At 34.1% G+C, this 19,564-nt stretch carries 17 protein-coding genes; 9 read left to right on the top strand and 8 right to left on the bottom strand.

Annotated elements, in window-relative coordinates; all coding sequences use genetic code 11:
* Position 1: 1 nt before the first annotated feature.
* On the bottom strand, positions 2 to 613 hold the full coding sequence (gene recR, locus AC6CHK_RS13225) for a recombination mediator RecR (protein WP_498096882.1): 612 nt from the start codon (positions 611 to 613) through the stop codon (positions 2 to 4).
* A gap of 182 nt (positions 614 to 795) precedes the next feature.
* Here recR and AC6CHK_RS13220 point away from each other — a divergent pair, with 182 nt between their 5' ends.
* The 4 genes from AC6CHK_RS13220 (at position 796) to AC6CHK_RS13205 (ending at position 5,699) form a co-directional block, all read left to right on the top strand.
* Positions 796 to 1,401 (top strand): LURP-one-related/scramblase family protein, encoded by a 606-nt coding sequence (locus AC6CHK_RS13220; RefSeq protein WP_498096880.1) that lies wholly within the window; start codon positions 796 to 798, stop codon positions 1,399 to 1,401.
* A 16-nt stretch (positions 1,402 to 1,417) separates the two neighbouring features.
* Positions 1,418 to 1,909: a hypothetical protein gene (locus tag AC6CHK_RS13215; protein WP_498096878.1), complete on the top strand. Its 492-nt coding sequence runs from the start codon at positions 1,418 to 1,420 to the stop codon at positions 1,907 to 1,909.
* A gap of 81 nt (positions 1,910 to 1,990) precedes the next feature.
* Complete coding sequence (locus AC6CHK_RS13210; RefSeq protein ID WP_498096876.1) at positions 1,991 to 3,436, top strand: aminoacyl-histidine dipeptidase; 1,446 nt, start codon at positions 1,991 to 1,993, stop codon at positions 3,434 to 3,436.
* A 112-nt stretch (positions 3,437 to 3,548) separates the two neighbouring features.
* Complete coding sequence (locus AC6CHK_RS13205; RefSeq protein ID WP_498096874.1) at positions 3,549 to 5,699, top strand: prolyl oligopeptidase family serine peptidase; 2,151 nt, start codon at positions 3,549 to 3,551, stop codon at positions 5,697 to 5,699.
* A 70-nt stretch (positions 5,700 to 5,769) separates the two neighbouring features.
* On the opposite strand, the gene AC6CHK_RS13200 is transcribed toward AC6CHK_RS13205, so the two are convergent.
* Both AC6CHK_RS13200 and AC6CHK_RS13195 read right to left on the bottom strand, forming a co-directional pair.
* Positions 5,770 to 6,099 carry a 2Fe-2S iron-sulfur cluster-binding family protein gene (locus AC6CHK_RS13200; RefSeq protein WP_498096872.1) on the bottom strand — a complete coding sequence of 110 codons (330 nt, stop codon included), beginning with the start codon at positions 6,097 to 6,099 and terminating at the stop codon, positions 5,770 to 5,772.
* A 4-nt stretch (positions 6,100 to 6,103) separates the two neighbouring features.
* Positions 6,104 to 7,159 carry an NAD(P)/FAD-dependent oxidoreductase gene (locus tag AC6CHK_RS13195; RefSeq protein ID WP_498096870.1) on the bottom strand — a complete coding sequence of 352 codons (1,056 nt, stop codon included), beginning with the start codon at positions 7,157 to 7,159 and terminating at the stop codon, positions 6,104 to 6,106.
* 153 nt (positions 7,160 to 7,312) lie between these two features.
* Between AC6CHK_RS13195 and AC6CHK_RS13190 the strand changes: the two genes are divergently transcribed.
* Positions 7,313 to 8,083 (top strand): DUF3108 domain-containing protein, encoded by a 771-nt coding sequence (locus AC6CHK_RS13190; protein ID WP_498096868.1) that lies wholly within the window; start codon positions 7,313 to 7,315, stop codon positions 8,081 to 8,083.
* A gap of 203 nt (positions 8,084 to 8,286) precedes the next feature.
* On the top strand, positions 8,287 to 9,438 hold the full coding sequence (locus AC6CHK_RS13185; RefSeq protein WP_498096866.1) for a hypothetical protein: 1,152 nt from the start codon (positions 8,287 to 8,289) through the stop codon (positions 9,436 to 9,438).
* 793 nt (positions 9,439 to 10,231) lie between these two features.
* On the opposite strand, the gene AC6CHK_RS13180 is transcribed toward AC6CHK_RS13185, so the two are convergent.
* From AC6CHK_RS13180 to AC6CHK_RS13165, 4 genes are all read right to left on the bottom strand, one after another.
* Positions 10,232 to 10,873, bottom strand: a complete 642-nt coding sequence (locus AC6CHK_RS13180; RefSeq protein WP_498096865.1) for a response regulator — start codon at positions 10,871 to 10,873, stop codon at positions 10,232 to 10,234.
* Positions 10,874 to 12,610 carry a sensor histidine kinase gene (locus AC6CHK_RS13175; protein ID WP_498096863.1) on the bottom strand — a complete coding sequence of 579 codons (1,737 nt, stop codon included), beginning with the start codon at positions 12,608 to 12,610 and terminating at the stop codon, positions 10,874 to 10,876.
* Between the two features lie 269 nt (positions 12,611 to 12,879).
* Positions 12,880 to 13,890: a phenylalanine--tRNA ligase subunit alpha gene (gene pheS / locus AC6CHK_RS13170; RefSeq protein WP_498096861.1), complete on the bottom strand. Its 1,011-nt coding sequence runs from the start codon at positions 13,888 to 13,890 to the stop codon at positions 12,880 to 12,882.
* A 133-nt stretch (positions 13,891 to 14,023) separates the two neighbouring features.
* Complete coding sequence (locus AC6CHK_RS13165; protein WP_498096859.1) at positions 14,024 to 14,683, bottom strand: YceI family protein; 660 nt, start codon at positions 14,681 to 14,683, stop codon at positions 14,024 to 14,026.
* Positions 14,684 to 14,757: 74 nt separating this feature from the next.
* On the opposite strand from AC6CHK_RS13165, the gene AC6CHK_RS13160 reads away from it, so the two are divergent.
* Positions 14,758 to 15,699: a sulfate/molybdate ABC transporter ATP-binding protein gene (locus AC6CHK_RS13160; protein WP_498096857.1), complete on the top strand. Its 942-nt coding sequence runs from the start codon at positions 14,758 to 14,760 to the stop codon at positions 15,697 to 15,699.
* A gap of 237 nt (positions 15,700 to 15,936) precedes the next feature.
* Here the strand turns inward: AC6CHK_RS13160 and AC6CHK_RS13155 are convergent, their stop codons facing one another.
* Positions 15,937 to 16,281 carry a zinc ribbon domain-containing protein YjdM gene (locus AC6CHK_RS13155; RefSeq protein ID WP_498096855.1) on the bottom strand — a complete coding sequence of 115 codons (345 nt, stop codon included), beginning with the start codon at positions 16,279 to 16,281 and terminating at the stop codon, positions 15,937 to 15,939.
* Positions 16,282 to 16,519: 238 nt separating this feature from the next.
* On the opposite strand from AC6CHK_RS13155, the gene AC6CHK_RS13150 reads away from it, so the two are divergent.
* The gene (locus tag AC6CHK_RS13150) at positions 16,520 to 17,725 is read left to right on the top strand and encodes an RsmB/NOP family class I SAM-dependent RNA methyltransferase (RefSeq protein ID WP_498096853.1); all 1,206 of its coding nucleotides are present in this window, start codon (positions 16,520 to 16,522) and stop codon (positions 17,723 to 17,725) included.
* Positions 17,726 to 17,821: 96 nt separating this feature from the next.
* Positions 17,822 to 19,486, top strand: coding sequence for a GLPGLI family protein (locus AC6CHK_RS13145; protein WP_498096851.1), 1,665 nt, complete (start codon positions 17,822 to 17,824; stop codon positions 19,484 to 19,486).
* Positions 19,487 to 19,564 lie beyond the last annotated feature (78 nt).

Below are 19,564 nucleotides of genomic sequence, written 5' to 3'. Positions count from 1 at the left end.
TTTAGTCCTTTTCGTTGTATGGAAGCCTGTTGATGATTGATCTTCCCAAAGAGATCTCATCAGCATATTCCAGCTCATCTCCTACCGAAATTCCTCGTGCTATACTCGAAAAATTGATCCCGGAACTTTTAAACTTTTTATAAATATAATATGCTGTCGTATCGCCTTCCATTGTAGCGCTCAGTGCAAAAATAAATTCTTTGGCTTTACCTTCCTGCAGTTTTTTTTCGATACTTGGAATGTTCAGCTGATGAGGTCCTACTCCTTCCATCGGAGAAATCTTTCCACCTAAAATAAGGTATTTTCCTTTATATTTCCCGGTATTTTCGATGGCAATCACATCACGCACATCTTCAACGATGCAGATCAGCTCATCACTTCTTTTATCATTGCTGCAGATCTCACAAATATCAAAATCTGAAAAATTATGACATTCTTTACAGTATTTGATTTCATTCACAAGATTGATAATAGAATTTCCCAAGCCCGTCGCTCTCGAGCCGGGCTGTTTTAGCAAATGAAGAGCCAATCGCAGCGCTGTCTTTCTGCCAATCCCCGGAAGGCCCGATATTTCCTCAACCGCTTTTGCCAATACTTTACTTGGATAATCCATAAATGCAAAAATAAGAATTAAAGTTGAGAATTTTAATTGTCAGTCAATCGTTGATTGTTTGATTTAAAGTTTAATAATTATAGCTAAACAACTAAATTTTTGACCTTTATAATTAACAATTTTAATTCTTAAATCCTCACAAAACATTTATCTTTGATGAATATATGAAAAAAGTAAACTAAATGGTACTTAATAACCTCAATTATCCGCTGGATTTCAAATTTAAAATCACAACTCTTGCCAGCGATTTCAATATTACCGATAAGCACGGAAACTATGTGGCGTATGTGCGCCAGAAAATGTTTAAGCTGAAAGAAGATGTTGTCGTTTTCAACGATGAAAGCAAAACAAAGGAGCTTTTCAGAATTCAGGCCAATCAATGGATAGATTTTAACGCTTCTTATTCTATAAAGGATGCCATCAACACAAAAAACTTCGGAAGATTGGCCCGAAAAGGGATGCGCTCGATCTGGAAATCCACTTATGATGTTTTAGATGAATCTGATAAGGCTAAATTTACGATCTCAGAAGACAATGCCTGGGTAAAGTTTTTCGATAACATGGTTGGAGAGATCCCGATCATCGGATTGTTTACCGGATATTTCCTAAACCCTTCTTACACCGTAAAAGGAATAGACGGAAAAGAATATTTTAAGCTAAAAAAAATGCCTTCAATGTTTGGAAGAAGATTCCAGCTGGACAGGCTGATCGATATTGACGATGAAGACGAAAGTTTAGTAGTTTTATCATTGTTGATGATGGTTCTTCTGGAAAGAGCAAGAGGATAATAAAAAAAATAAACAAATGAAATATTTTATCATTTTCTTTTCAGCGTTTTTATTAATTGCCTGTAAAAAGGAAAAAGAAACCGTTACAGATCCCGCATCTCAGGATTCACTTACGATTGTTCAGGATTCGGTAAAAACAGATTCGGCTTCAGGAAAAATCTTAGTTGATGTATTTCCTTTTCCAAAAGAGATCAAAGAATGCTCTTGCTATTTTGCGAAAAACAAAGCAGATTTTGAAAACGAAAAATACATTTATGCCGATGATGCAGGAAAGACAGCCTATATGAAGCTCGACGGAAAAAGGCTGGCTATGAATCTGATCTCATCAAGCGATATGGAAGTTGACGATGAAATCACCAAAGAAATAGAGAATGAAAATTATAAAATCTCTATAAAAGGAAAAAAAATAAAGCATGAAGAAGCCCTGTTATTTGAAGGTACTCTTACCATTGAAAAACCCGACGGCACAGTTGTAACAACGCCGATTTACGGAGAATGTGGATGCTAAACCGGCTTCCTGCTTTTAAAAATAATGCTTCTGAATTTCAGGAGCATTTTTAATTTTGTAATTTTGAGAAAAATAAATTTTATGGAACTATCAAATATAGAACCGCAAGTTATCTGGAAGAATTTTTCCAAATTGAATGCGGTTCCGAGACCATCAAAAAAGGAAGGAAAAGTAATTGCTTTTATCAAAGAATTTGGTGAAAATTTAGGTCTGGAAACTTCGATGGATGAAGTAGGAAATGTAATTATTAAAAAACCTGCCACCGCAGGAATGGAAGACCGAAAATCTATCGTGCTGCAATCTCATCTCGACATGGTTTGCCAGAAAAATAATGATGTAAATTTTGATTTTGAAACAGAAGGAATCAAAATGGAAATCGAAGGCGACTGGGTAAAGGCAAAAGGCACTACTTTGGGCGCAGACAATGGCTTGGGAGTTGCGACAATCATGTCGGTTCTGGAAAGTTCAGACATTCCGCATCCTGAATTGGAAGCTTTATTTACGATTGACGAAGAAACAGGAATGACAGGAGCTTTAGGTTTAAAGCCCGGCCAGCTAAAGGGTGAAATTCTGTTAAATTTAGATACCGAAGAAGATGATGAAATCGACATCGGCTGCGCTGGCGGAATCGATGTTACGATAAATCAGTCATATAATACAGAAGTTGCAAAAGGCCAAATCGTAAGAATCGAAGTGAAAGGTTTACAAGGTGGGCATTCCGGAATGGACATTCATAAAGGTTTTGGAAATTCTAACGTGATCCTGAGTAGAATTTTATATAAAGGTTTAGCCAATCAAAACATTCAGCTGATTTCTATTGACGGCGGAGGCTTGAGAAATGCAGTTCCCAGAGAGGCTTTCGCAATTGTTTCGGTAAGACATGCCAATGAATTTATCGAAGAGGTAACTACCAATCTTAAAAAAGATATTTTAGAAGAATTTGCTTCCATTGAACCTAATCTTCACATCAATTTAGAAAATTCAACAAGTTCTGAAAAAGCGCTTTCCGAAGAAGATTCAAAGAAAATTATTTTGGTTTTAAAATCTCTTCACAACGGAGTTTACAGAATGAGTCCGGATGTAAAAGATCTTGTAGAATCGTCAAATAACATTGCAAGAGTTGAATTAAATGGTGGAAACCTAAGAATTCTGAATCTTTCGAGATCTTCTGTGGAATCTTCAAAAGATTCTGTTTCTGAGCAGTTAAAATCGGTTGCAGAATTAGCAGGAATGAACGTAGAATTCAGCGGTTCTTATCCCGGCTGGAAGCCAAAACCTGGATCAGAAATAGTTAAATTGATGGAGAAAATCTATACAGAAAAGTTCAAAGAAAAGCCTCATGTTGGCGCTTGCCACGCAGGTTTGGAATGCGGAATTATCGGAGCCAATTACCCTGAAATGGAAATGGTAAGCTTCGGGCCAACCATCCGAGGAGCTCATTCTCCCGATGAAAAGGCAAATATTCCTTCAGCCCAGAAATTCTGGAGCTTCTTTAAAGATATTTTAGCGAATATTCCGAAGAAATAACAGCCCAAAATAACATATTGAATATCCAAAGTCGTTTGATTTTGGATATTTTTGATTTTGAGTAATAAAATTTATTACATTCGCAGATACCAATTTATCACATAATATATTTATGAAAAATATTATTCTATCTATAAGCTTATTTTTGAGTCAATTATTTTTGGCTCAATACAATTACCCAAAATCTCCTGAAAAAACAGTTGTGGATGATTATTTTGGAACAAAAATTACCGATAATTACCGTTGGCTGGAAGATACTCAGAATACTGAAGTGCAATCTTGGTTTAAAACTCAGTCTGATTTCAGCAATAGTGTAATCGATAAAATTCCTAATCGTGATGCTCTTTTCAAAAGAATGAAAGAAGTACAGAAAATGGGTGGAGATTCTTATAGACGCATTACTCAGGTTGGAAATACTTATTTTTATGGGAAAACTATAAAAAACGCAAAACTTTCAAAACTCTATTCCAAAAATATTCTCACGGGAAAAGAAACTTTATTGTTTGACCCTGAAACATTGGGAAAAGATACTCAAATAACCAGTTTTTCAGTTGATCCGAAAGGCGAAAGAATGGCTATACTTTTTTCCAAAGCGGGTGCAGAAATCTGTGAGTTAAGGATATTAGATTTATCTACAAAAAAACTTTTAACCGATATTTTAGGTCCTATCTGGAGCGAATTTGGTTTTGAATTTACTCCAGACAGCAAATCTCTGATCTATACAAAAATGAGTACAGGTGATCCGAAAAGTAATAATTTGCTGAAAGACATGAAGGCCATGCTTCATCAAATCGGTACAAATTCCGACAATGATATTGTATTGGCATCCAGAGAAAAGTATCCAGAACTAAGTATTCTTCCGGAACAATTTACTAGTATTTATTTTACTGATGATTACAAATACATCATCTTAAGAATTACTTCTACAAAATCAGAAAATCCGGTATTCTATGCTCCCTACTCTACAGTAAAAGACAAGAAAATAAGTTGGAAAGCTCTGATTTCACCTTCTGATGAAATTACAGAATACCTTATAAAAAACGATAAATTATTTTTCTTAACTCATAAAAATACTCCGAATTATAAAGTAGGAATTACAGACTTAAACAACCCTGATTATGATAACGCTAAAATTTTAGTTCCTGAAACCGATAAAGTGATTACAAACATTAGTAATTCTAAAAACTATTTGTATTATGGGTTAAGTGACGGAATCAATCAGGATAAGTATCAGATCAATTTTAAAACTTTTGACACAAAAAAAATACCCTTACCTGATGGAGTAAATACTTCGGGATCCTTAAATGCGCGTGAAAATGATGACCTTTTATGCTTTAATTACGGTTGGCTTAGTCCTTACAGTATTTATGAATACAATTCTAATAAAGGAGTCGCATCAAAGAGCAAAACTTTTGATGTAACAGGAGATTATCCTGATTATAAAGAACTTTACCAAGTAAAAGAAGTCGAAGTAAAAAGCCATGACGGAGTAATGGTGCCGCTTTCTATTATTTATCCGAAAAACATGAAAATGGATGGCAGCAGTCCTGCTTATATCACAGGATATGGAGGGTATGGAGTTTCTTACACGCCTCAGTTTTCGAGTATGCTTTCTGTTTTACTGGAGCAAGGTGTGGTAATTGCTTATGCTCATGTAAGGGGCGGTGGCGAAAAAGGTGAAAGTTGGCATACAGCCGGTATGAAAGCTACCAAACCCAATACTTGGAAAGATTTCATTGCTTGTTCAGAATATCTTGTTAATCAAAAATATTCTTCCCCTTCAAAACTTATCGGAAATGGTGTAAGCATGGGAGGGGTATTAATTGGAAGAGCCATCACAGAAAGACCTGATCTTTTTGCCGTTGCAATTGCTGAAGTAGGAATGACGAATACCTTACGCACAGAAGTAACAGCAAACGGACCAAATCAAATTCCTGAAATCGGAACGTTAAAAAAAGAAGAAGATACCAGACATATTATAGAAATGGATGCGCAAAGCAAAGTAAAAAAAGGAGAAAAATATCCCGCAGTTATCATAAGAAGTGGTATGAATGATTCTAGAGTTGTTCCTTGGATGCCTGGCAAATTTGCTGCAATTTTACAGAATAATTCCGCTTCTCAAAAACCTGTTTTGCTTTATATCAACTATCAAAATGGGCACTTCACAAATGATTTAGATGTAGTTTTCCAAGAATATGCAGATATTTATTCATTTGCACTATGGCAAGTAGGACATCCAAAATTTCAGCCTTCTAAAAATTAATAAGAAACAATTATTGTAAACAAAAAGAACCGTTCGAAATTTCGAACGGTTTTTATTTAAATTTTTTTTTCTAAGGATAAGGAGCAATCTCTACTTCAAGACCTTCCATTTCTTCGGCAATATGCAGTTGACATCCCAGTCTGCTGTTTTCTTTCACATGAAAAGCTTCCGCAAGCATTGCATCTTCTTCATCGCCCATTTCTACCAACCCGGGATCATTAATCACGTAAACCTGACAAGAAGCACACATGGCCATTCCGCCGCAAACCCCAATCGTTCCTTCTTCTGCCAACTCGTACGAACGGATGATTTCCATCAAATTCATTGACATATCTGTCGGAGCAACAATATCGTGAGCTACGCCTTCTCTATCGGTAATCTTAATATTAATATCTGACATAATTTTAGTCAATTTTTTTCACAACCGCTTTTTCCGCTTCTTTTCGGCTTCCATCGAATCCGTCTACTCCGCTTACGGTTGTATACTTTAATACGAATTTTTTACCCGGATTCAACCTGTTGTAAACACTTTGGCACATTAATGTTGCCTCATGGAAACCGCAAAGAATTAATTTTAATTTTCCTGGATATGTGTTGATATCACCAATTGCGTAAATTCCGTTGATGTTTGTCTGATAATCAAGTGCATTATTTACAACGATCGCATTTTTCTCAATATTTAATCCCCACTGAGCTATTTCGCCTAATTTTGGCGTCAATCCGAAAAGTGGTATAAAATAATCGGTTTCAAGATCATAAGCTTCTTCACCATCTTTTACCACGGTGATTGCTTCTACTTTTCCGTCACCTTTTATTGCGGTAACTTCAGCAGGAGTAATTAATTTAATTTTACCCTGATTTTTTAGTTCCTGTACTTTTTCTACAGAATCCAAAGCTCCTCGGAATTCGTTTCTTCTGTGAATCAACGTCACTTCACTTGCAACATTTGATAAGAAAATACTCCAATCCAAAGCAGAATCTCCACCGCCGGCAATTACCACTTTTTTATTTCTGAAATGTTCAGGTTCTTTGATAAAATATTCAAGGCCTTTTTCTTCATAATCAGCAACATTTTCGATGGCAGGTTTTCTAGGCTCAAAAGTACCCAAACCTCCCGCAATTGCAATGGCTTTGGCTCTGTGTACCGTTCCTTTGTTGGTAACAACCTCAAACCATTCATCATCAACTTTGGTGTAAGAAACCGCCGTTTCGCCTAACGTAAAACCTGGCTGAAACTGCTTGATCTGCTCCATCAAATTATCTACCAATTCACCTGCATTTACCGATGGATAACCCGGAATATCAAAAATTGGTTTCTTAGGATACAACTCTGCAAGCTGACCTCCGGGTTGAGGAAGCGCATCGATGATATGGCATTTCATTTTTAGCAAACCTGCTTCAAATACAGCAAAAAGTCCTGTCGGTCCTGCTCCAATAATCAATATGTCGGTCGTTATCATAATTATAGATAATTTAATTTATGTGTAACTGCAAATTTACTAATTTTAATGCGAAGCATATTTAATTCAGTCTAAATAAATAACTGAGATTTATCAAATGCTATTTAAAATTCTGCTTAAAAATTTGGCAGTATTTTTGTAAAATATATGATTATGAGTAAAATACTTTTTTTCATCGCACTATTTGTTTCTTTTCTTGGAAATTCCCAAATTAAAAATATTGCTAATGGTGAATCACTGACATTTAGAATTCATTATGGTTTTCTAAATGCAGGAACTGCCAATTTATCTACAAGAATTGTAAATTTTCAGGGCAAACCACATCTTTATGCACGAGGAACAGGGCAAACAACCGGTGCTGTAAAAGCATTTTTCAAGGTAGAAGATCTCTACGAAAGCTACATCAATATGCAAACAGAATTGCCAAGCTTTTATGTGAGAAATGTAAAGGAAGGTAGCTACAGACAGCATTTACAGACGGTTTTTAATCATGATAATCATACTTTGGTGCTTACCGATAAAAAAACTCCGGCAAATGGCTCCAAAACCATAAAATCAGTAAAAGGTGTACAGGATATGCTGTCAAGCTTTTATTATTTAAGAAGTAAAAGTTCGAATGAATTGAGAATAGGATCGGTAATCAATATGAATGTCTGGATTGATGATGAAATGTTTCCTTTTCAGCTGCGAGTTGTAGGTACAGAAAACTTGAAAACAAAATTTGGAACCATCAATTGTCTTAAAATTATTCCGTCCGTAAAAAGCGGTAGGGTATTTAAAGAAAAAGAAGGCGTAACAATGTGGGTGACCAATGATGCCAACCATGTTCCAATGCTGCTTCAAGCAGAACTAGCTGTAGGATCTTTAAAAGCCAGTCTGAATGATTTTAAAAATGTAAAATATCCGATGAAGTTTTCCAAATGATCTATTTATTATTTAACATTAAAGATGTCTGTGAATTTCGCAGACATTTTTTGTATTTAATCATTAAATACTTATTGTAATATTTAAGCATAAGTTCTTACAATATTGTAAAATTTCATATTTAATTTTAAAATATTAATAAAAAAAATTATATTTATCATTAATAACTAAAATTTTTACAATAAATTTAAAAATAGAAACTCATGAAAAAAATTATGATCTTCGCTGTATTTACAACTTCGCTTACCTATGCACAACAAGGTAACGTGGGTGTAAATACTGCTACTCCTGTAACTACACTACATATCGCCGGAACTAATGACAACGGCTCAAACACTTCGAAAGATGGAATTCTGATTCCAAGGGTAAGTGATTTATCCGAAAATGGATTGGAAAACGGACAGTTGTTATTTCTCATAAATGATATTGTTGGAACAGGTACAACTACAAATCCTCAATTTTCAAAAGGATTTCATTTTTGGGATTCTGCTGCCGGCATTTGGAAGCCTTTGGATACAGTGAAAGAACCTTGGAATAATCAGGGTGCATCATTACTCACCACGACAGATGATACAAAATCAAACAGCAATACGGAAACCATTTATCACATGGGAGTTGTAGGGGTAGGGATTCAAATACCTAGAGGCGCGTTTCATGTGCATTCTGATGGGACTAAAGATGCAATTTTTTCCACTTCAAGTACAGTAGCGACTGATGATATGGATTTAGATGTCTTCCGTGCCAGAGGTACAAGCGCACTAAATCCTTCTATTGTACAAAACGGAGACCGGCTAGGAGGCATACGCTATAATGGATTTAACCTTTCTCTTTCTGCCACAAACCCAGTTTCCCCTTTTTCAATTGCTGCCGAAGTCGCTTCTGAAGTCGATAATACAGGAACCGTTTCTTCCTCTTCTATGCCCGGAAAACTTGTTTTTGCCACTACTCCAAATGGTAGTATAAATCCGGCAAACAGAATGGTTATAAAATCTGACGGAAAAATTGGAATGAATACTGAAACTCCGTTATCTACATTGGAGGTAAACGGTTCTTTGGGAACTAAAATCCGTACACTGAGTACAGGAACTCTAGAAAATAATGATCATACGATTTTAGCAACTGGTGACATTACAGTTCCTGAAGCGACTGCTTCAAACAAAGGAAGGATTTATCATATTATAAAAGGTAATCCTGCAAGTAGCGGCATACATAATATCACTTTTACCAATAATAGTCTTTATATACCTGGAGAGCCTGCCAACAGTGGATCTTATGGATTATCGGGTGAAAATTTGGGAAGAGGTATTATCGTTCAGGGTGACGGGACTTCATGGATTTTGATCAACCGCTTCTAAAAAAACATTACAAAAAAGCAAGCGTACATTTTTATGTACGCTTGTTCTTGAGGTTTCATCATTGTGTTCTTAGAACTGTTTACGAGTTTGTGTTTCTGTTTTTAGTATCATTTACAGAGCTTAAAGCTCTGTAATTATGATACCTTAGGGTTTTTCATCACTTTGGTTTCTAGAACCTTTTTTTCAAAATTGTGTTTTTGTCATTTACAGAATTTTTAAATTCTGCTGTGACATTTCATCATTTGTGTTTTTAACCTCCTCTGAATTTGTGTTTCTTTTTAAGTATTATTTACAGACTCTGTAATGATACTCTAGTTTTTCATCATTTTGTTTCTAGAATCTTTTTTCAAAAATTGCGTTTTTGTCATTACAGAGTTTTAAATCTGTTGCGACATATCATTTGTGTTTTTAACCTCCTTAAATTGTGTTTCTTTAGTATCATTTACAGAGCCCTTAAGACTCCGTAATTAATGATACTTTAAGTTTTCATCATCTGTGTTGCCACACCAATACAAAATATTATTTTAAAAATAATGTTGTCTTTTAAATAATTTCAGAATTAAATCATAAATAAAGTTATAAAATCGTATTTGAAAAGCTTTATATTTACGATTACAATAAAATAACCTTTATATTGATACAAAGATAACACTAGATTAGCATAAGGTCATTACAAATCATATCGATATATATCGCTGTAGTTGTAGATATTTTTCTACAAAAAAGCGGAATTTTAATTTCCGCTTAATAACTAATCCTTTAAAATCAGCTGTTTGACAACAATTAAAGATGTTTAATGACTTTTAATCAACTCAATAAGTTCTACAATATTTTCAATATTTAATTTATCAAATATTCTCTTTTTGATAGTGCTTACCGTATTTTGTTTAATATTCAAATCATTTGCTATTTCCAGATTTCCGTATCCTTCGGCATACATTTTTGCAATCTGCAATTCTCTTTCAGACAAGCTGAAAAGTGGATTGATGAGATTAGGATCTCGCAAAGAATTCAATAATAAAGCCTGCGTTACCGAAGAAATATATTCTCCTTCGTTGTGCATTTTTAGAATGGCTTGTTTTATAATATCTTCATCGCTCAACTTGCTTAGAAATCCGCTGGCCCCTGCATTGATGAACTTTAGTGATTGTGTATTTTCATCAATTCCGGTAAAAATTAAGATTTTGGTTTGGGGACTTAGCTTTTTAATTTCCGGTAAAATCGTAAGGCTGTTTCCGTCTGGAAAATGGGCGTCTATTACGGCAATATCAATCGTATTTACTTTAATCGAATCTAAAACCTGCTGTAAATTTGAAGCCTGAAGAATCTCACAATCCAGCCCCAAATCTTCTATAAGAAAAACAACGCCCTGTCTGATAAGACTGTGATCGTCGGCAAGCAGATAAGTAGTCTTTTTATGATTTTGGTGGTTCATTTATCGGTTATTAATACTTAAATTAATGCTGAAAGCTACCGTTGTCCCTTTATTCAGTTCGCTGGTTGCAGATATATTTCCGGAATATAACTCCACAATTTCTTTACAAAGGCTCAATCCAAGGCCTGCACCGAGATTTTCGACTTCTTCAGATATTATTCCCTGATAATAAGGTTCAAATATTTTTTCAAGATCAGTTTTGGAAATCCCAACACCGGTATCGCTTATTTCTGTTATCAAGGAAACTGTATTTTCGTCTACAAGTTCTGTTTTGGTCGTCACAGTGATTTGTCCGTTTTCGGTAAATTTATTTGCATTTCCTATAATATTCATAAAAACCTGATTGATTTTCGTATTGTCCGAATAAACCATTAAATCAGGATCTATATTTTCATGAATGACAAATCTGTTGTTTCGTGTTTCTAGATAAGGTTCCACAGAGTTTAAGATTGATTGTATTTCATTCTTAAGATTAAAAACCACAGGCACCAATTTATTTTTCTTCTTTGGATCTTTGGCGTATTCGAGAATTTGGTTGGCCTGTATCAATAAAGAATTATTGGTGAAACTTATTGATTTTAGATATTCTTTTATACTTTCATCTTTCGTTTTGTTGCTAATTCTGTTGATGAAAATGCCTATAATTTTCAAAGGTGATCTAAATTCGTGGCTGAGCATCCCCAAAATTCGGGTTTTAAAATTCAGGTTTTCTTTAACTTTTTTATTTGCGGCGTTCAGTTTCCATTCATAAATAAAGGCCATTCTTGTGAAATACATGATCAATACTGAAACAATAAACATCAAAATCATCAAGCCCAGTACGAGATACATTCTGATTTTATTGTTCAGTGAATTTTGTTCTGCATATTCTTTTTCAAGATCGCTTTTAGAATCTTTGATTGCAAACTCATAAATATTCATTAAGCCATTACTGTAAATAAGAAGATTATTAAAAACCTTATAAAATCTACCGTTATTATCCTGATTTTGAGTAACATTCAGCTGTGTTTTCTTAATTTCTCGGAAATAATGGTTATTAACCTGATTAACAATACTGTCCAAGTCATTTTGTATTTTTGCCATATCCGGCCCGTCGCCCTGCTTTACCGTAACAACTGTGCTGTCTTTTTTCACGTTTACTTTTCCGGATATTGCATCTCTTAAACGTCCGAAAAGACCCTTTTTCTCGATTGTATCTGTATAAGTCTGGGTTTGTATTTCAGGAATTTCCAATTGGTAATTAAAATCATACTTTTTTAATTCGGGTAATTTTTCACGAATTTTAAAATTGGATGTTGTAGAAAATTGATACGTTGAATCTATCAATAATTTTAGGTTCCCTGTTCCCAACGAATCCTTTTTCTTTGATAATAAGATGTTTTTTAATCTTGGATTTTTATCTGTAAAATGATTGATACGATCGAGGTTTTCACCCAATTTGTTTACAGAATTGAAATAGGATTTCAAATATTTATCATCTTCACTTTCAAAAAATTTCTGAAGATGTTTTTGTGCATTTAAAAGTTCACTTCTTGAATTATCAGTCAATTTCTCCAATGATTGAACTTCTTTCAGCTGTTTTTCAATAAAACTTAAATTTTTACTATTAATAAATTCATTATAAAAAAATCCGGCTATAGTAAGCTGTATCAGTAAAATGCATAAAATAAGAGAATAATGAACAATTTTTCTTGATTTAAAATTCAACAATTTTGAAAGAACATATTTTGATTTCATATTTAATCCTATTTTTCAATCAACTCAACAAAAACAACCGTTACCAGTCTGTAATAACATATGCTGTTGAAGCCATTAAAATCTTCAACGAAAATAATATTATGGTGTGAATAATTTTTGTTGCAGCGTTTTATCACTAATGTAAAATTAAGCAATCTTATAAAAATACAGCTTGCTTTGTGCAATTAAATTTTTTATCTATGAAATTCATCAATTAATACTAAAAAAACCCGTGAAATTCACAGGTTTTATTTATATAATTTTATCGTTTATAAAGTCTTAAACTGATCCAAAGTTCGGATATCATTTTCGAAAAACATTCGGATATCGCTCATTTGATAAAGAAGCATTACAATTCTCTCAATACCCATTCCGAAAGCATAACCGGAATATTTTTCAGAATCAATATTTACATTTTTCAAAACGGCAGGATCTACCATTCCGCATCCCATGATTTCCAGCCAGCCCGTTCCTTTTGTGATTCTGTAATCTGTTTCAGAGTTTAAACCCCAATACACATCAATCTCCGCGCTTGGCTCGGTAAAAGGAAAATAAGAAGGTCTCATTCTGATTTTAGACTTTCCGAAAAGTTCGGTTGTAAAAAACTGAATCGTCTGTTTCAAATCTGCAAAGCTTACATTTTCATCAATATACAAACCTTCGATCTGATGGAAAATACAATGCGAACGTGAAGAAACCGCTTCATTCCTGAAAACCCTTCCCGGAGATAAAATTCTTATCGGCGGCTGATTTTCTTCCATATAACGAATCTGAACAGAAGATGTATGCGTTCTCAAAAGAATGTCGGGATTTTGCTCGATAAAAAAAGTATCCTGCATATCTCTTGCCGGATGATATTCGGGTAAGTTCAGAGCTGTAAAATTGTGCCAGTCATCTTCAATTTCGGGTCCGTCTGCAACGGCAAAACCAATGGATTTAAATATTTCAATTATTCTGTTTTTCACCAGATTAATAGGATGTCTTGAGCCCAGATCCAAAGGAAAAGCGGGTCTTGTAAGATCTTCTTTTTCAATGATAACAGAAGATCCGGAAGTATTTTTAAAATCTTCCAACTTTGCAGCAACAGCCTGTTTCAGAGAATTAATTTTCTGCCCAAATTCTTTTTTCTGGTCATTGGGAATAGTTTTTAATGCTTCGTAAAAATCATTTAAAACCCCTTTTTTACCATTATATTTGATTCGAAAATTTTCTATTTCATCTTTGGATGTTGCGCTGAAACCATTTACTTCAATCAGTAATTCCTCTATCTTATCTGTCATTATCTTAAACCCTTTCAAAAAATATATCTGCAAAAATAAGGTTTTCAATTTAAAAAAGTTTTGAAATTTTCATAAAAAAAATCTGTCTTCATACAAGAGACAGATTTTAAAATTTATTAGTTGTAATGAAAGGTTATTTCTTTTCCAAAGCTTTCACATTGATCTGAAGAGTCACTTCATCTTTTATGACACCGTTTTCCGCCGGACTTTGGAATTTCACACCAAATTCTTCTCTTTTAATATCTTTTGGTTCAGTTGCAATGCTCACTTCTCCTTCATTTACTGCAATATTGGCTTTAAACTGTATTGGTTTTGTAATTCCTTTCACCGTCAAATTACCATCCAAAAGTGTGTTGTAATCACCTTCTGCAACCGGAGTTACTTTTGTAATTTCGTAAGAAGCGGTAGGAAATTTCTCAGTTTCAAAGAAATCTGCGCTTTTCAGATGTCCGTTTAGCTTATTCATTTGATCTGCATCATCTTTTAAATCTACAGAAGTCAAAGAATTCATATCAGTAACAAATTTTCCGCTTTCCAGCTTTCCGTCTTTCACGGTAACATCACCGCTTTCAAATGTGATTGTTCCAAAATGGCTGGTATTTTCAGATTTAAATACTTTATATCCTTTCCATTCAATTCTACTGTTCAGAGTATCAAGCGCATACTGATTTCCATCTTTCGTAGTCGTCACATCATTACTTTCGCTGGTTACAGGTTTTTCTTTTGTACACGAAACAATTACAGCAGCAGCAAAAAACGCCGGAATGGCAAGGGAAAACAGTTTTCTTTTCATTTTAATAAAATTTAATGTCACGCTAAAGTAATAAAAAAAGTTGAGCCTTTTTGTAAAAAACTTACTTTTGTATTATGCTTTTAGAAATAAACAACCTCTATTTTTCACATCATAAAGAACAGCAATTGTTTCAAAACTTTAATCTGAAATTGGATGAAGGAAAAATAATAGCATTAGCCGGAGAAAGCGGTTGTGGAAAATCTACGCTGCTGAATCTTATTTATGGTTTGCTGAATTGGGAAAAAGGTGAAATTATTTTTCAGGATAAAAAACTCTTAGGGCCAAAAGGAAATCTGGTTCCCGGAGAAAGTGAAATGAAGTTTGTGGCTCAAAATTTTGATTTGATGCCTTATGCGAGCGTTGCCGAAAATGTAGGTAAATTTATTTCAAACATCAATTTAGCAAAGAAAAAAGAAACCGTAAACGAGCTTCTGGAAGTTGTTGGATTATCTGAATTTGCAAATGTACTTCCTAAATATCTGAGCGGCGGACAACAGCAAAGAGTTGCGATTGCAAGAGCGCTTTCCGTGCTTCCAAAATTACTTTTACTGGACGAGCCTTTCAGTCATCTTGATTTTGCGCGTAAAATTGAGCTTCGTGAAAAGCTGTTCCGATATGTGAAAGAAAAAAATATTTCTTTAATTATTTCTACACACGAATTGCAGGATATTATTCCGTGGCTCGACCAGATTATTATTCTTGAAAACGGAAGACTTATACAAAATGATTCCGCCGAAGAAACTTACAAAAATCCTTACAACACTTATGTTGCCAAGCTTTTTGGAGAAGTAAATATTTTTACAGAACCTGAAATTTCAGACTTTGCAATTTCCCGGTTTGCTTATTTTCCTCACCAAATAAAAATTGAAGAAAACGGGATCGATTCTCAAGTTTTGGAAAGCAGATTTGCGGGAAACCATTACTGGAATAAACTGAAATTAAAAACCAAGGAAATCATCATTTATACTGACCAGAAAATTGAAGGCAACGTAAATATTTCGTTTTCTGAACAATAATTAACATTTCTTTTAGACCGTTAATGTTAGTTTGTGGATAAATTATTAATAATTATCAATTTGATTTTCAATGGTTTTCCTACATTTGTAATACAACAACAGAATAAGGAAATTTTTGGTTAATTCTCTTCCGCCAAATGAGACAGACATTAGCATTCTCCTGCAATTAAGTCTTTGGAAGATTACACTGTCCAATCTTTTCCTTTTTTATTTGCTATAATTTAAGCCATTTGCGAGCTAAGCTTTCTTTACAAATTCAGATTTCAAGGCCATTGATCCGAAGCCATCAATTTTACAGTCAATATTATGATCGCTTTCCGGTCTCAAACGGATGTTTTTCACTTTAGTTCCAGCTTTTACAGGTTTTGGGGCGCCTTTTACAGGTAAATCTTTTACTACAACTACAGAATCTCCGTCTTGCAATTCGTTTCCGTTGGCGTCTAAAATTTTTCCGGCATTGTCGCTTTCAGCAGCTGATTCTTCAGGATTCCATTCATAAAAGCACTGCGAACAAACCATCATATTATCGCTTGGATATGTAAATTCTGAGCTGCATTTCGGACAAAGTATAGGATCACTCATTATTATTAATTTCTGCAAAGGTAGGATTTTTGAGTTATGAGTTAAAATAATGAATTGTGAGTTCAAAAGATTTCCACATTAAATGTATTTTTTATTTAAACAATGCTGAACATTCAAATTATTTAGATTATTTAAAAAGTAAAAGCAAAATAAAACTTATAATTCATAACTTATAATTCATAACAAATAACATTTATAAATTTCGTATTTTTGCAAGTTCAAACAGCTTACAGCAATTATGGAACTTATTCACAGAAATTTAGCGATCGGAATTCACGATGCTTTACAAGAAACTTTTTTCGAGAAAAATAAATATGCCGATAAAGTAATCGAAAGACTTTTAAAAGCTAACAGAAAGTGGGGAAGCCAAGATAGAGCCGTTGTTTCCGAGATTTTTTACAACATCATCCGTTGGAAAAAACGTTTGGAATATTATATGGGCGAAGGAGTAAAGCCCAACAATATTTATAAATTGATCGTCGCTTATCTTCTTTGGAGCGAAAGCAATTATAAAAGATTTGAGGAATTTGAAGGCATCAAAATCGCCGATATTATCACTAAACTTAAAAAAGGAACGGTTCCTACAAAAGCAATCGAACATTCTATTCCCGAATGGCTTGCCGAAACTTTAGAAAAAGAATTGGGCGCCAACTGGGAAAAAGAAATGAAAGCTTTAAACGAGCAGGCTCCTACAGTTTTAAGAGCAAATTCTTTGAAAACCTCAACAAAAGAGCTTATTTCAGATTTATCTGATGAAAACGTAGTTTCTTACAGCGTAAAAAATTATCCTGATGCCGTGCAGCTTGAAGAGAAAAAGAATGTTTTCCTCACGAGCGCTTTTAAAGACGGATTGTTTGAGGTTCAGGATGCTTCTTCCCAGAAAATAGGATATTTCCTTGATGTAAAAGAAGGCCAGAGAGTTGTGGACGCTTGCGCAGGCGCAGGTGGAAAAACACTTCATTTAGCCGCTTTGATGGGCAATAAAGGACAGATCATCGCTTTGGATATTTACGAATGGAAATTAGCAGAATTAAGACGCCGTGCAAAAAGAGCCGGAGCCCACAATATTGAAACACGTCTAATTTCTGACAACAAAGTCATCAAAAGACTTCACGAAAAAGCCGACAGACTTTTGATCGATGCGCCATGTTCAGGTTTAGGAGTTTTAAAAAGAAATCCGGACAGCAAATGGAAAATCGATCAGGATTTTATCGACAGAATCAAAAAAGAACAGCAGCAAATCATTCAGGATTATTCTAAAATCCTTAAAAAAGGCGGCAAAATGGTGTATGCGACATGCTCAATTCTTCCATCTGAAAATAACGAGCAGGTTGCGGAATTCCTTAAAAACAATCCGGATTTCAAATTGTTAAAAGAAGAAAAAGTAATGCCAAGTGAAGGCTACGACGGATTTTACATGGCTTTGATCGAAAGATTAGCTTAAAATTATTCGAAAATTAAAATATACAGACTACTCTATTTTTGGAGTAGTTTTTTTATTTGCACAAAACTTTATCTTTGTAAAAACCATCATTATATTATGCTTAAAAGTTTTTTATTCAGCTTTTTTATTTTCTTATTTACTTTGAATTTTGCTCAGACTTACGAAATCCAATACGAAAGTTCTTACAACGGAAAAGTGCAGCCCAATCAAAATCCTTTAATTGTTTGGGTAAATGCAGGTGAAAACTATATTTTAAATTCAAAAGTAAAAGAACAGAAAAATGATTATCCTTTTGAAATCAGCAAGATAGAAAAACCTTCCAATACGATCATTTCTTATGGATTTTTAAACGCTGAAAATATCATTTCAACTTCCGATTCAGAATCTGTTGCCAAACAAAACTTTGAACTTACTTCAGAAACTAAAAAAATATTGGATTATAATTGTAAAAAAGCAGTTACAAAAATAAATTCAAACACAATTGAAATTTGGTATACCAATGATCTGAAAATAAAAGGCGGACCTTCAAGTCTTGGGCAAAATTTAGGTCTGGTTTTAGAAATTGAACGCAACGGAAACTCCGCTACAACAGCAACTTCTATTAAAAAAATCAAAAAAACAGGAATTGAAAACATTATCAATAAACCGATAAAAACAACTGATCTTTTAAGCTACAAAGATCTTCTTTGGAAAAGCAGATTTACTACTTTAAAGGTTTTTGAAAACGAAATCATTAACTTTTCAGACCAATCAAAATCTGATGAAAACATAAAAAGATTTGCCAACGGAACGATTATTCTAAAAAAAGTAAAGTTTCCGGAAATTTCTCAAGGTGAAAATATTTTTGTGGAATTGCAGCAACAATCCAACGGCGACGCTTACGACAGAACCGGGACTGTATTTTTTATTCCCGAAAACAAATCAATGTCTTTTTTCGACGGGCTTGAAAAAGGAGCAAAAACACTTCCTGTTTATGAAAACAGAAACGGCAAGCAATATCAAGGCGTAATATCAACGGAAAATTATGATCCAAGCGTAGAAATGATGCGTTTTTTTACTTCTTTTGGAATTGATAAGTTTAATCATATTCAATTAAAAGGGAAAGAATGGCAAACGATAAGCTCTTTCCGTCAGGATATTACAGAATTGAAACCTTCGCTTTCAGACAAAGAAATCTGGATTGGTACTTTCATTGGAAATTATGACAAAGGCGGTCATAAAGTGAGTTTGGAAGTTACAATTCACAAAAGCGATCAGATCGTACACAAAAATAATAAGGTAATTCCGCTTTTCAATACGACCAACATTATGGAAATGGCGGGTCAAGATTACGCGACAATGTTCAATAATGAAAAAGGGCTTTTTGTGGAATTTAATTTAGAAAAAGATCTTAAAAACGTTCAATTGAGATACATTACAACAGGACACGGCGGCTGGGAAAACGGCGACGAATTTATTCCAAAACCAAATTCAATCTATTTAGACGGAAAAATGAGCTTTTCTTTTGTTCCTTGGAGAACAGATTGCGGATCTTACCGATTATTCAATCCTGCATCCGGAAATTTTGCGGACGGACTTTCATCTTCAGATTTAAGCAGATCAAACTGGTGTCCGGGAACCGTTACCAATCCAAACTTTATTCAGTTGGGTGATTTAAAAGCCGGCAAACATACAATTCAGGTAAAAATACCTCAAGGCGCTTCGGAAGGCACAAGTTTCAGCGCATGGAACGTGTCAGGAGCTTTGATTGGTACAGAATAAAACAAAACCTCCTTGCAATATTATTACAAGGAGGTAAAAACACAAATGATGAAAAAAAATTATTTCGAGCCACAAAGG

This window comes from Chryseobacterium sp. GQ58 (assembly GCF_059758895.1).
This window is presented reverse-complemented; position numbering and strand designations above follow the sequence as displayed.

Bases quoted from the DNA above. Each gene is read 5' to 3' on its own strand.
- AC6CHK_RS13205 (WP_498096874.1), top strand. From the start codon at position 3,549: ATGAAAAATATTATTCTATCTATAAGCTTATTTTTGAGTCAATTATTT.
- AC6CHK_RS13145 (WP_498096851.1), top strand. From the start codon at position 17,822: ATGCTTAAAAGTTTTTTATTCAGCTTTTTTATTTTCTTATTTACTTTG.
- AC6CHK_RS13200 (WP_498096872.1), bottom strand. From the start codon at position 6,099: ATGTCAGATATTAATATTAAGATTACCGATAGAGAAGGCGTAGCTCAC.
- AC6CHK_RS13215 (WP_498096878.1), top strand. From the start codon at position 1,418: ATGAAATATTTTATCATTTTCTTTTCAGCGTTTTTATTAATTGCCTGT.
- AC6CHK_RS13195 (WP_498096870.1), bottom strand. From the start codon at position 7,159: ATGATAACGACCGACATATTGATTATTGGAGCAGGACCGACAGGACTT.
- AC6CHK_RS13160 (WP_498096857.1), top strand. From the start codon at position 14,758: ATGCTTTTAGAAATAAACAACCTCTATTTTTCACATCATAAAGAACAG.
- AC6CHK_RS13220 (WP_498096880.1), top strand. From the start codon at position 796: ATGGTACTTAATAACCTCAATTATCCGCTGGATTTCAAATTTAAAATC.
- AC6CHK_RS13150 (WP_498096853.1), top strand. From the start codon at position 16,520: ATGGAACTTATTCACAGAAATTTAGCGATCGGAATTCACGATGCTTTA.
- AC6CHK_RS13190 (WP_498096868.1), top strand. From the start codon at position 7,313: ATGAGTAAAATACTTTTTTTCATCGCACTATTTGTTTCTTTTCTTGGA.
- AC6CHK_RS13210 (WP_498096876.1), top strand. From the start codon at position 1,991: ATGGAACTATCAAATATAGAACCGCAAGTTATCTGGAAGAATTTTTCC.
- pheS (WP_498096861.1), bottom strand. From the start codon at position 13,890: ATGACAGATAAGATAGAGGAATTACTGATTGAAGTAAATGGTTTCAGC.
- AC6CHK_RS13180 (WP_498096865.1), bottom strand. From the start codon at position 10,873: ATGAACCACCAAAATCATAAAAAGACTACTTATCTGCTTGCCGACGAT.
- AC6CHK_RS13165 (WP_498096859.1), bottom strand. From the start codon at position 14,683: ATGAAAAGAAAACTGTTTTCCCTTGCCATTCCGGCGTTTTTTGCTGCT.
- AC6CHK_RS13155 (WP_498096855.1), bottom strand. From the start codon at position 16,281: ATGAGTGATCCTATACTTTGTCCGAAATGCAGCTCAGAATTTACATAT.
- AC6CHK_RS13185 (WP_498096866.1), top strand. From the start codon at position 8,287: ATGAAAAAAATTATGATCTTCGCTGTATTTACAACTTCGCTTACCTAT.
- AC6CHK_RS13175 (WP_498096863.1), bottom strand. From the start codon at position 12,610: ATGAAATCAAAATATGTTCTTTCAAAATTGTTGAATTTTAAATCAAGA.
- recR (WP_498096882.1), bottom strand. From the start codon at position 613: ATGGATTATCCAAGTAAAGTATTGGCAAAAGCGGTTGAGGAAATATCG.